The organism is Pseudomonas duriflava (assembly GCF_007830155.1).
GTDB classification, from domain to species: Bacteria; Pseudomonadota; Gammaproteobacteria; order Pseudomonadales; family Pseudomonadaceae; genus Chryseomonas; species Chryseomonas duriflava.
The window spans coordinates 125313-137368 of the sequence record NZ_VLKY01000004.1 but is presented as its reverse complement, the minus strand read 5'-3'; the positions used below and the strand labels follow the sequence as shown (position 1 = coordinate 137368).

Below are 12056 nucleotides of genomic sequence, written 5' to 3'. Positions count from 1 at the left end.
GTAAGGTACAAGCTGTGCACCTTCGGCTTCACATTTGGAACTAAGTTCAGCAGCGCTTCAGGCGGTTTCGATCGGAGTGAACGACTTCACGAGTTCATCCAGGGCCTTCAACTGAGCCAGGAACGGCTCAAGCTTGTTCAGCCGCAATGCACAAGGTCCGTCGCACATAGCGCTATCTGGATCAGGATGAGCTTCCAAAAAGAGCCCGGCCAGCCCCTGGCTCATACCGGCCTTAGCCAGATCCGTCACCTGGGCACGCCGACCGCCTGCAGAATCGCTACGCCCGCCCGGCATTTGCAAGGCATGAGTCACATCAAAAATGATCGGACAGTTGAATTGCTTCATGATGCCGAAGCCCAGCATATCCACAACCAAATTGTTGTAACCGAACGATGAGCCTCGCTCGCAAAGAATAAGCTGATCGTTACCGGCTTCTTCGCACTTGCGCAGGATGTGCTTCATCTCCTGCGGAGCCAGAAACTGTGCCTTCTTGATATTGATCACAGCCTTGGTTTTAGCCATGGCCACGACCAGATCCGTTTGCCGGGACAAAAAAGCCGGCAATTGAATAATGTCACAGACTTCCGCCACGGGCGCAGCCTGATAAGGCTCATGCACGTCCGTAATCACCGGGACGTTGAAGGTTTTCTTGATCTCTTCAAAGATTTTCATCCCTTCTTCAAGACCAGGCCCACGGAACGAAGTTACTGAAGACCGATTAGCTTTGTCGAAGCTGGCCTTGAATACATAAGGAATCCCGAGCTTCTCGGTTACCTTGACGTACTCCTCGCAGATCTGCATCGCCATATCACGGGATTCAAGCACATTCATCCCACCGAACAGCACGAACGGCGTGTCATTGCCGATCTCGATATTGCCTACACGAACGGTTTTCTGAGCCATGAGTATTAAGCCTTATTAGCGTATTTCAGAGCAGCGTTAACGAAACCGCTAAAAAGTGGATGTCCATCGCGAGGCGTCGAGGTGAATTCCGGATGGAACTGGCAGGCCACAAACCATGGATGGTCAGGCGCCTCAACCACTTCTACAAGAGCACCGTCACCGGAGCGGCCTGAAATCTTCAAACCGGCTTCCATGATCTGCGGCAAGAGGTTGTTGTTGACTTCATACCGATGACGATGACGCTCGACAATAACATCCTTCTGGTAACAGTCATGTACCAACGTGCCCGGCTGGAGCTGGCACTCCTGAGCACCAAGGCGCATGGTACCGCCCAGGTCAGAGCTTTCGGTACGAATTTCAGTGGCGCCCGAGGAATCCTGCCACTCGGTGATCAATCCCACGACCGGGTGCGCTCCAGACTTATCGAACTCGGTGGAGTTGGCATCTGTCCAGCCCAGTACGTTACGAGCAAACTCGATAACGGCAACCTGCATACCCAGACAGATCCCCAGATAAGGAATCTTATTCTCACGTGCGTACTGCACCGTGCGAATCTTGCCTTCGACGCCTCGCAGACCAAAGCCGCCAGGCACCAGGATTGCATCGACTCCTTTCAGGAGGTGAGTACCCTGCTGTTCAATATCTTCAGAGTCGATATAACGCAAGTTAACCTTGGTACGGCTCTGGATACCGGCATGCGTCATCGCCTCGATCAGCGATTTGTAGGCATCCAGTAGCTCCATGTACTTGCCAACCATGGCAATGGTGACTTCACGCTCAGGATTGAGCTTGGCATCGACCACACGATCCCATTCGGACAGGTCAGCCGGTTTGCATTCCAGACCAAAACGTTCGACCACAAACTCGTCTAGCCCCTGGGCATGCAGCACGGAAGGAATGCGATAAATCGTATCGACATCCTCTAGAGAAATGACCGCGCGCTCTTCCACATTGGTAAACAAGGCGATCTTGCGACGTGAGGAACTGTCGACCGGATGATCGGAGCGGCAGATCAACACGTCAGGCTGCAGACCAATAGAGCGTAGCTCTTTGACCGAATGCTGGGTTGGCTTGGTCTTGGTTTCGCCAGCGGTAGCGATGTAAGGAACTAGCGTCAGGTGCATCAACATGGCGCGACGAGCACCAATTTCGACGCGTAACTGGCGGATAGCCTCAAGGAAAGGTTGGGACTCGATGTCACCCACGGTACCGCCAATTTCGACCAACGCCACGTCGGCATCGCCGGCACCCTTGATGATGCGCCGCTTGATTTCGTCGGTAATGTGCGGAATGACCTGAACAGTTGCGCCCAGGTAATCACCGCGTCGCTCCTTGCGCAACACATCCATGTAGATGCGGCCGGTCGTGAAATTGTTGTCCTGAGTCACTGTAGTGCGAATAAAGCGCTCGTAGTGACCCAAGTCAAGGTCAGTCTCCGCACCATCATGGGTAACGAAGACTTCGCCGTGCTGGAATGGGCTCATGGTTCCCGGATCCACGTTGATATATGGATCCAGCTTGAGCATGGTGACCTTCAAGCCCCTCGCTTCCAGAATGGCGCCCAAGGAAGCCGAAGCAATGCCCTTCCCCAATGAAGAAACAACACCGCCCGTGACGAAGATGTAGCGCGTCATGAATTTTCCTAGAAATCTGTAGTTAGGCGGAAAGCCGCCGGGGAAGCGAGGGAGGCCTAGGGCCTCAGTTGGACACAGTATAAAACCGGGACCAACGCACACCTATCGTTACGCGAACGACAAGTGCGGTACAAGACGGGAGCGTAGTCTACAACAAAGTGCCTTTCAGCTCAAACAAAGCCCGTTCGTCGATGGATACCAGACTAAACGCCAGGATTTATCAGGCGCACTGTCCAGTCCCTCCAGGTTAGCCACCGCGACCAAATTATCGTCACAAAACAGCAGAGGCAGTCTAGCACGCAGGAAGGCCGGCACCTGCCGTTCATTTAGCAGCCGTTTAAGATCACGATGGCCTCGACGGGGCGCATACATTATTTCGCCGCCTTGGCGGTAACGGACCTGGAGATGACCTGCCGGTTTTTTACCCTGCAGCTCCACCCAACCATTTGCTCCTAGCGACAAACGGTTCTGCTGATCGAATGAAAGCGTACCGCTGGGTTGTACCTTCAGCCAGGCAGCAGGCAGCCACCAGATCCGCCCAGCCCCACGTTGCACTTCCCCCTGTTCCAAACGCCATGCCGGCGTAGCGGAGGCGCTCGCGTCACGTAACGCATGCCATCCCGCCCAATGGTTTGTATCAGGCATGCGCGTATAAGCCTGGAGCCAATAGCGAATCGCATTACGCTGACGCGCCTCGCTCAAGGTTTTTAATGTTTCCAAATCAAGGCTTGGCAGGTCTAACCATGGCCATACGTTAGAGCGCTGCGCCTGTGCGACATCGTCATAGGCTCGCTCGTCTAAAATCTCTAGCGCTTCAGCCATATGCTCAGCACTACGTGCCAGATTTGTCGTCACGCCTGGCCAACGCACCTGAAGCCGAGGAATTATTTCATGTCGCAGGTAGTTTCGGTCCTGGACCGTCTGAGCGTTGGAAGGGTCTTCCACCCAGTTCAGTCCTTCGGCCTGTGCGTAAGCCAACAGCTCCGCACGCGGTACGTTGAGCAGAGGACGCACAAGAAAGCCGCTGCCCAAGCGGCGTGAAGTCGCCATAGAGGCTAGCCCTTTGACGCCTGCCCCTCGAAGCAGGCGCAGCAAAAGCGTTTCGGCCTGATCGTCACGATGCTGAGCGGTCAGCACAATATCACCAGCCTCTACGTAAGCAGACAATGCCGCATAACGGGCATCTCGTGCAGCACGCTCCAGACTGGCTTTTTGATCGACTCGGACGTGCTCGACGACTAAGGGAACCTGAAATTGCTCACAGGTACGCTGACAGGCAACCACCCATGTATCCGCTACGCCCAGCAGACCATGATGAACATGAATTGCCTGCAGTGCAGGTGATGCGCCCTGTCGAGCCAGATACGCCACGATATGAAGCAGAACGGTCGAGTCTAGACCGCCTGAAAAAGCGACGTGCCAGCAGGGAGCCTTTAACCAGGGCGCTAATGCGTCGGCAACCCGTGCTCGCAGACGATTCTGTTCATAGAATGCGGAAACCATAGGATGCCGCCAGCAAGACAAGGCAATAGTATCGTGGCTCGGTAAGAAGCTCGGGACGCGCTATCCGGCATCCCGGCCACTACCTCAGAATCAGGAGATACCGTAGCTCATTAGCCGATTGTAACGGCGACTCAACAACTCGTCCTGGCTGAACGCTTTAAGCATGTCGAGTTGACTTATCAGGGCCTCACGGATAGACGCTGACATGACTGCCGGATCACGATGCGCGCCACCCAGCGGTTCGTCGATTACATAATCGACAATACCCAGTCCCTTTAGACGCTCTGCCGTAATACCCATAGCTTCTGCCGCATCAGGAGCTTTTTCAGCCGTTTTCCAAAGGATCGATGCACATCCTTCCGGCGAAATGACCGAGTAGGTGGAATGCTGAAGCATGTTGAGCTGATCGCATACACCAATCGCCAGAGCGCCACCGGAACCACCCTCACCAATCACCGTTGCAATGATGGGAGTCTTCAACCGGGACATAACACGCAAGTTCCAAGCAATCGCCTCGCTCTGCCCACGCTCTTCCGCATCGATTCCCGGATAAGCACCTGGAGTATCAATGAACGTCAGGATCGGCATACGGAACCGCTCAGCCATTTCCATCAGCCGACAGGCTTTACGATAACCTTCCGGACGAGGCATACCAAAATTGCGGCGCACTTTTTCACGGACTTCACGCCCCTTCTGATGGCCGATCACCATAACCGGTTGATCGTCCAGGCGAGCGATACCGCCTACTATGGCCGGATCGTCCGCGAAGTGACGATCGCCATGCAGCTCCTCAAAATCAGTAAATAGATGGCCAACGTAATCCAACGTATAGGGCCGCAAGGGATGACGCGCCAGACGTGCGACCTGCCAGCTACTCAGGTTACTGAAGATGCTCTTGGTCAGGGTCTGGCTCTTTTCCTGCAGGCGGGCAATCTCGTCACTGATATTCAGCGAATTGTCATTGCCGACCAGACGAAGCTCTTCGATCTTGGCTTGAAGGTCAGCGATCGGCTGTTCGAAATCGAGATAGTTCGGGTTCATGGGTATCCGTCTTGCAATCTTGAGCCAGCGGCCGGGTCGCCTACCTTAAAAGATCAGGCGAACCAGGTCGAGGCCGGTTGGCTATTTATCCATGGCGCCAGCCTGGCTTTACAGGCATCGGCAGGGTTAAGGTCGAGCGAGCGGCAAACGAGCCCCTCACATCAACGGTAGTTCAGGAAGACGTTTTCTCTTCCAAACTGGTCACGTAAAGCCTGTATCAGGCCATCGCCTGGATCGATCCGCCATTGCTCGCCAAACTGCAGCAATGCGCGCGCTTCCGAGCTACGGTAGTCTAGCGTCACCGGGCAGGCCCCTCGGTGCTTCGTACACAGATCCGCTAACCAACGAAGGCGATCTCCCTTCAAAGCGTCGCTTGCTACCGAAATACGCAAGCTCTCTGCCAATGCAGTACGGGCCTCCTCAAGACCCAACACCCGTTTGGCACGCAACCGCAGACCGCCCGAAAAATCATCTTGGCTAACTTCACCTTCGATGATAACCAAAGCGTCAGTCTGCAAAAGGGATTGTGCCGTATGAAAGGCTTCGGCGAATAGTGAGGCCTCGATACGCCCTGACCGATCATCCAGCGTTACGAAGCCCATCTTGTCGCCCCGCTTGTTCTTCATTATACGAAGATTGACGATCAAGCCTGCTACGGTCTGGGTTTCACGAGAGGGCTTAAGGTCAACGATACGCTGCCGAGCCAGGCGGCGAACCTCTCCCTCATATTCGTCGATAGGATGACCCGTCAGGTAAAGGCCAAGCGTTTCCTTTTCGCCCCGTAACCGTTCCTTTAGAGTTAGCTCACGCGCTTTTCGATTGTTGGCATACACATCAGCCTCCGGTTCGGCGAATACGCCACCAAACAGGTCCATGTGGCCACTATTTGCACTACGGGCCGTTTGCTCTGCCGCAGCAATAGCTTCTTCCATAGCGGCCAGCAATACGGCCCGGTTCTGGTCGATAGTCGCTTGGTAGGCTTTTAATTCATCGTGATAGTGTGGCCCCAAGCGATCAAGGGCGCCCGACCGAATCAGTGCCTCTAGCGTACGCTTGTTGATACGCTTGAGATCGACCCGGTCGCAAAAGTCGAACAAATCCTTAAAGGGTCCTTCCTGACGTGCCTCGACAATAGCTTCAACAGGCCCTTCGCCAACTCCTTTAATGGCTCCAAGGCCATAGACAATGCGTCCACCTTCGTTAACGGTGAACTTGAAGTCGGAAATGTTTACATCCGGCGCATCGATACGCAGCTTCATATGGCGGCATTCCTCGATGAGGATTACCACCTTGTCCGTGTTGTGCATGTCCGCTGACAGCACGGCAGCCATGAACGGTGCAGGGAAGTGTGTTTTCAACCAAGCCGTCTGATAAGAGACCAGGCCATAAGCTGCTGAGTGAGACTTGTTAAAACCGTAACCGGCAAATTTTTCTACCAAGTCAAAAATATTGCCTGCTAGATCAGCATCAATACCGTTTCTTGCACAGCCTTCGATGAACCCACCGCGCTGCTTGGCCATTTCCTCAGGCTTTTTCTTACCCATCGCTCGGCGCAGCATGTCCGCCTGACCTAAGGTATAGCCACCCATGACCTGGGCAATCTGCATTACCTGTTCTTGGTAAAGAATGATGCCATAGGTAGGCGCCAGTACAGGCTTGAGTCCTTCGTATTGGTAATCTGGATGTGGATACGCTAGCTCAGCGCGCCCATGCTTACGGTTAATAAAGTCATCCACCATGCCCGATTGCAAGGGGCCTGGCCGGAACAACGCCACCAGTGCAATAAGGTCTTCCAAGCAGTCCGGCTTGAGCTTCTTAATAAGCTCTTTCATGCCCCGAGATTCCAACTGGAATACTGCCGTGGTTTCGGCTTTCTGCAGGAGCTGATAGGTGGGCTTGTCATCCAGAGGAATGAAATCGATATTAACCGGCTCCAGGCCTTTTTTAGCCTGCTCACGGTTAATAGTTTCCATTGCCCACTTGATGATTGTTAGTGTACGCAATCCCAAGAAGTCGAATTTCACCAGCCCAGCCTGTTCGACATCATCCTTGTCGAACTGGGTGACCAAACCGCCTCCCTCCTCATCACAAGCAATGGGTGAAAAATCGGTGAGCTTGGTCGGCGCAATAACTACACCACCGGCATGCTTGCCTGTGCCACGCGTAATACCTTCGAGCTTGAGCGCCATATCCCAGATTTCCTGGGCTTCCTCATCGACAGCCAAGAAATCACGCAACAACTCCTCTTGCTCGTACGCTTTCTGCAGTGTCATACCGACTTCAAACGGAATCATTTTCGACAGCCGGTCGGCCAGGCCATAAGACTTGCCTTGTACCCGTGCAACATCACGCACTACGGCTTTAGCGGCCATAGTGCCAAAAGTAATGATCTGGCTAACGGCATTACGCCCGTAAGCACCTGCTACATAGTCGATGACACGGTCACGGCCATCCATGCAGAAGTCGACATCAAAGTCAGGCATGGAAATCCGCTCAGGATTGAGGAAGCGCTCGAAGAGTAGATCATAGGCCAACGGATCAAGATCAGTAATCTTCAAAACGTACGCGACCAGGGAACCGGCTCCTGAACCTCGACCCGGCCCTACAGGAACACCATTATTTTTAGCCCACTTAATAAAGTCCATCACGATGAGGAAGTAACCTGGGAACCCCATCTGGATGATGATATTCAGCTCAAAGTTAAGGCGATTGACATAAACCTGTTTTTTGGCATCGTAATCTGGCGTGTCTTGGGGCAACAGTACGGCCAGGCGTTCCTCTAAACCTTCGAATGAAACCTGGCGCAAGTATTCATCAATGGTCATTCCTTCGGGGATCGGAAAGTTAGGCAGGAAATACTTGCCCAGCTGCACATCGATATTGCAACGCTTAGCAATCTCGACTGTATTCTCTAGCGCCTCCGGCAGATCGCTGAACAGCTCCCACATTTCATCAGGTGATTTAAGGTATTGCTGATCACTGTAGGTCCGGGGGCGAAGCGGATCATCCAAGGTCCGCCCCTCTCCGATGCACACCCGAGTTTCATGGGCTTCAAAGTCGTCCTGCTTGAGAAAACGCACGTCATTAGTAGCGACTAAAGAAACATGCTGGCGATCCGCGAGAGCCACAGCAGCGTGCAGATGCTCCTCATCATTAACACGCGCCGTACGCTGTACCTCAAGATAGAAGCGATCACCAAAAACGTCGACCCATTCGGCTAACAGCCGCTCGGCCGTAACGAGATCGCCGGCGAGAAGCGCTTGACCAACCTCACCTTCTTTTGCGCCTGAAAGAGCAATCAAACCTTCCGAAGCAGCCTTAACCCACTCACGCTCAATAATGATTCGACCATCGCGCTGCCCTTCCTGATAACCACGAGAAACCAGCTCGGTCAGATTGCGGTACCCTTTCGCATCCATAACCAACAATGTCATGCGGCTTAACGCACCGTCATCGTTATCGCAAGCGAGCCAAAGATCGGCACCGCAAATGGGTTTAACTCCAGCCCCCATGGCCGCTTTATAAAATTTGACAAGCGAGCATAAATTGCTCTGATCCGTCACGGCTACGGCTGGCATTCCGCTTCCTGCTACTGCTTTGACCAAGGGCTTAACCCTGACCAGCCCATCGACCAGGGAATACTCGGTATGTAAGCGCAAGTGGACGAAGGATACGGTCATGAAGGCCCCAGTAATGATGCAGTAACAACAAAGCCAGAATTGTACTGACCGAGACAGGAAGCTAGAAGCTTGTGGTGAATCTACAGATGTGCATTACATGCCTTAAAGAAATAAAACGGGCTAGATAGCTAGAAAATCCGCTCTTGCCGTTCGTCGGTAGATAAAGGCGTAACCGATTTAGGACACTAGGTTGGACAAAATTTTCGTATTGGAATCTGGTGACTTCGTATTTAAAGCAGCAAAAGCATCACGCACAGGCGCAAAGGAGCGTCGATGAATAGGCGTAGGACCAAGGCGTCGCAGCGCGTCAAGATGCTCAGCTGTAGGATAGCCTTTATGACCAGCCAATCCGTAACCTGGATATACCAGATCCAACTCGCCCATTTCGCGGTCTCGACTGACCTTTGCCAAGATGGACGCAGCTGCGATTGCCGGCACCTGACTATCACCTTTAATGACTGGCGCACTGGGTACGGACAAGACTGGGCAGCGGTTACCATCAATCAACGCCAGCTTTGGCACTACGCTCAGCCCTTCCACAGCCCTTTGCATGGCTAACATCGTCGCATGCAGAATATTCAAGCTATCTATTTCATGAACATCAGCGCGTGCAATGCAATAGGCGAGCGCCTTCTCAAGAATTTCCTCGTAAAGGGCTTCACGACGAGCTGTACTAAGCTTCTTCGAGTCGTTCAGCCCCTGAATCGGTCGTAAAGGATCGAGTATGACCGCTGCAGTCACAACCGGACCACAGAGTGGTCCTCGTCCTACCTCGTCAACACCGGCAACCAGTTCTTTTACCAGCGCAAAATCCAAACCAAGCTGCATCAAGTAGCCCCTATAAGATCAAGAACCGCATCTGCTGCTTGACGCGACGCGTCTTGACGCAGCAGGCAATGGATCGATTCGAAATCTGCCGTCTGGGTAGCCGGATCATCAAGCAACGATAGCAGCGCCATACTTAGCGACTCGGGCGTTGCAGCATCTTGGATAAACTCTGGAACAAGCTTTTTTCCTGCCAAAAGATTAGGCAATGATATATAAGGACTACGCACCATCCTTTTGAGAATCAAGTAGGTCAGCGAAGCCACCCGGTACGCTACAATCATAGGTCGCTTATATAACATTGCTTCCAATGTTGCTGTTCCTGACGCAATAAGCACAGCATCGCAACTGGCCAGAACATCATGGGAGCGACCATCAGTCAGCAGAACCGAAAGTGTTCTTTCTTTCAGCAAGGTTTCGATCTGAGCACGCCGCTGTGGGCTTGCGCAAGGTAATACAAATAGAACATCTGGCCGTTGGGTTCGGATGCGCTCAGCTGTATCAAAAAACAGTTCACCCAGCTTTGCTACTTCACCGCCACGGCTACCTGGCATCAATGCCACTATTGGCTTGTCCAACGGCAACCCTAGCGCTTGCCGCGCCTGACCCCGGTCTGGAGCAAACGGAATCGTATCGGCTAACGGATGTCCGACAAAACGCACTGGAACCTGTTTTTCTTCGTAAAAGCGGGCCTCAAAGGGAAACAGGGTAAGCATCAGATCACAGGCTTCACGGATCTTTAGTACCCGTTTCTGCCGCCAAGCCCATACTGAAGGACTGACATAATGCACGGTTCGAATATCTGCCAGACGTAACTGTCGTTCGATTTCGAGTACGAAATCAGGCGCATCGATACCAATAAAGACGTCTGGTTTTTTGTCGATTATCGTCTGAATGAGCTTTTTTCGGCGCTCTAACAACTCACGCAACCGGCCCAAGACCTCAACCAGCCCCATGACTGACAGTCGTTCCATAGGAAACTCGGAAACCAATCCTTCGGCCTCCATTTTTGGTCCGCCGACGCCTAGGAAAGAAATATCAGGATAGCGCGCTTTCAAAGCACTCATGAGGCCGGCCCCCAGCAAGTCGCCAGAGGCCTCGCCAGCCACTAGAGCGATGCAAAGAGGACGATTCACATTAGCCATCCGAAGCCTGGTTCCGAAAGAAAAGACACCCACATTTAGTCAAAGCGGGTGTTCTCATTGAGCTCGTGACTAACGGGTAATACCACGTGTCGAGCTGATGATCGAGTCACGAAAAACGGCCACTTCAGGAAATGCCAAAGCGGCATCTTCTAACTCAGCCAATGCCTGATCAACAGTTAGGCCTTGCCGATATACAACTTTATAGGCACGACGCAGCGCATGTATGGCATCGCTGGAAAAACCACGCCGGCGCAATCCCTCAAAGTTCATGCTGCGGGCTTCTGCAGGATTACCAAACACAGTGACATAGGCCGGCACATCTTTGCCTATAGCAGTTCCCATACCTGAGAAGCTATGCGCCCCAATACGGCAGAACTGATGCACGAGGGTATATCCCGACAGGATCGCCCAGTCATCAACGTGTACATGTCCCGCCAGAGCCGTATTATTAACGAGAATGCAATGATTACCAATCACACTATCATGACCAATATGCACATAGGCCATCAGCAGATTATGATCACCGATAGTGGTCTCACTGCGATCTTGGACGGTACCACGATGAATCGTGACGCCCTCACGAATGACATTATGATCTCCAATGACCAGGCGCGTCAGTTCGCCTTTGTACTTGAGATCAGGCGTATCCTCACCTACCGTTGAGAATTGATAAATACGATTTTGCTTACCAATGATAGTAGGGCCGCGTAGTACGACGTGAGGACCGATAACGGTTCCTTCCCCCACCTCAACATTTGCGCCCACTATGGACCATGGACCAACCTGAACATCGTCAGCCAGCTTGGCTCCCGGTTCAATGATCGCCCTGGGGTCGATCAAACTCATAGTTTGCGTTCCGCACAAATGATTTCAGCCGAACATACTGCTTTATCGTCTACAGTTGCTTGGCAATCGAACTTCCAAATACCACGCTTAGAGCTGACGAAGCGCGCTTCCAGTTGTAATTGGTCCCCCGGTAATACAGGCTGCCGAAAACGTAAATTATCGGACCCGACGAAATAATAGAGCGTCCCTTCGGCTGGTGATGAGTCCATCATCTTGAAACCCAGGATCCCTGCTGCCTGAGCCATAGCTTCAATAATGAGAACACCGGGCATAATCGGATGTTGTGGAAAATGACCGTTAAAAAAAGGCTCGTTGATGCTGACATTTTTATAAGCACGAATGCGCTTGCCTTCAATGTCCAGCTCCACCACCCTATCCACTAGCAGGAAAGGATAGCGGTGAGGCAGGTATTCGCGAATCTCGTTAATGTCCATCATGTCTGGAGAGGCCTGTTCAATAAAAAGGAAACGCTCGATGCG

Annotated in this window: 9 protein-coding genes; all 9 read right to left on the bottom strand. The window is 52.7% G+C overall.

Annotation, left to right across the window (positions count from 1 at the left end; genetic code table 11):
• Nucleotides 1–57: 57 nt before the first annotated feature.
• The 9 genes from kdsA to fabZ all read right to left on the bottom strand — a co-directional run bounded on the left by kdsA (nucleotide 58) and on the right by fabZ (nucleotide 12014).
• On the bottom strand, nucleotides 58–903 hold the full coding sequence (gene kdsA / locus IQ22_RS06995; protein WP_145140119.1) for a 3-deoxy-8-phosphooctulonate synthase: 846 nt from the start codon (nucleotides 901–903) through the stop codon (nucleotides 58–60).
• Nucleotides 904–908: 5 nt separating this feature from the next.
• Nucleotides 909–2537, bottom strand: coding sequence for a CTP synthase (locus tag IQ22_RS06990; RefSeq protein WP_145140116.1), 1629 nt, complete (start codon nucleotides 2535–2537; stop codon nucleotides 909–911).
• Nucleotides 2538–2702: 165 nt separating this feature from the next.
• On the bottom strand, nucleotides 2703–4040 hold the full coding sequence (gene tilS, locus IQ22_RS06985) for a tRNA lysidine(34) synthetase TilS (protein WP_145140113.1): 1338 nt from the start codon (nucleotides 4038–4040) through the stop codon (nucleotides 2703–2705).
• Nucleotides 4041–4130: 90 nt separating this feature from the next.
• Nucleotides 4131–5081 (bottom strand): acetyl-CoA carboxylase carboxyltransferase subunit alpha, encoded by a 951-nt coding sequence (locus tag IQ22_RS06980; protein WP_145140110.1) that lies wholly within the window; start codon nucleotides 5079–5081, stop codon nucleotides 4131–4133.
• Between the two features lie 161 nt (nucleotides 5082–5242).
• The gene (dnaE, locus tag IQ22_RS06975) at nucleotides 5243–8761 is read right to left on the bottom strand and encodes a DNA polymerase III subunit alpha (protein ID WP_145140107.1); all 3519 of its coding nucleotides are present in this window, start codon (nucleotides 8759–8761) and stop codon (nucleotides 5243–5245) included.
• A gap of 177 nt (nucleotides 8762–8938) precedes the next feature.
• Complete coding sequence (rnhB, locus tag IQ22_RS06970; RefSeq protein WP_145140105.1) at nucleotides 8939–9589, bottom strand: ribonuclease HII; 651 nt, start codon at nucleotides 9587–9589, stop codon at nucleotides 8939–8941.
• Nucleotides 9589–10722 (bottom strand): lipid-A-disaccharide synthase, encoded by a 1134-nt coding sequence (gene lpxB, locus IQ22_RS06965; RefSeq protein ID WP_145140102.1) that lies wholly within the window; start codon nucleotides 10720–10722, stop codon nucleotides 9589–9591. The genes rnhB and lpxB overlap by 1 nt, the downstream gene beginning before the upstream one ends.
• A gap of 78 nt (nucleotides 10723–10800) precedes the next feature.
• Nucleotides 10801–11577 (bottom strand): acyl-ACP--UDP-N-acetylglucosamine O-acyltransferase, encoded by a 777-nt coding sequence (gene lpxA, locus IQ22_RS06960; RefSeq protein ID WP_145140100.1) that lies wholly within the window; start codon nucleotides 11575–11577, stop codon nucleotides 10801–10803.
• Nucleotides 11574–12014, bottom strand: coding sequence for a 3-hydroxyacyl-ACP dehydratase FabZ (gene fabZ / locus IQ22_RS06955; RefSeq protein WP_145140098.1), 441 nt, complete (start codon nucleotides 12012–12014; stop codon nucleotides 11574–11576). Before fabZ ends, lpxA begins: the two co-directional genes overlap by 4 nt.
• Between the last annotated feature and the right edge of the window lie 42 nt (nucleotides 12015–12056).

What these genes read in the sequence shown, in the direction of transcription:
- kdsA (WP_145140119.1), bottom strand. Translation starts at nt 903, where the DNA reads ATGGCTCAGAAAACCGTTCGTGTAGGCAATATCGAGATCGGCAATGAC.
- lpxA (WP_145140100.1), bottom strand. Translation starts at nt 11,577, where the DNA reads ATGAGTTTGATCGACCCCAGGGCGATCATTGAACCGGGAGCCAAGCTG.
- rnhB (WP_145140105.1), bottom strand. Translation starts at nt 9,589, where the DNA reads ATGCAGCTTGGTTTGGATTTTGCGCTGGTAAAAGAACTGGTTGCCGGT.
- IQ22_RS06990 (WP_145140116.1), bottom strand. Translation starts at nt 2,537, where the DNA reads ATGACGCGCTACATCTTCGTCACGGGCGGTGTTGTTTCTTCATTGGGG.
- dnaE (WP_145140107.1), bottom strand. Translation starts at nt 8,761, where the DNA reads ATGACCGTATCCTTCGTCCACTTGCGCTTACATACCGAGTATTCCCTG.
- IQ22_RS06980 (WP_145140110.1), bottom strand. Translation starts at nt 5,081, where the DNA reads ATGAACCCGAACTATCTCGATTTCGAACAGCCGATCGCTGACCTTCAA.
- tilS (WP_145140113.1), bottom strand. Translation starts at nt 4,040, where the DNA reads ATGGTTTCCGCATTCTATGAACAGAATCGTCTGCGAGCACGGGTTGCC.
- fabZ (WP_145140098.1), bottom strand. Translation starts at nt 12,014, where the DNA reads ATGATGGACATTAACGAGATTCGCGAATACCTGCCTCACCGCTATCCT.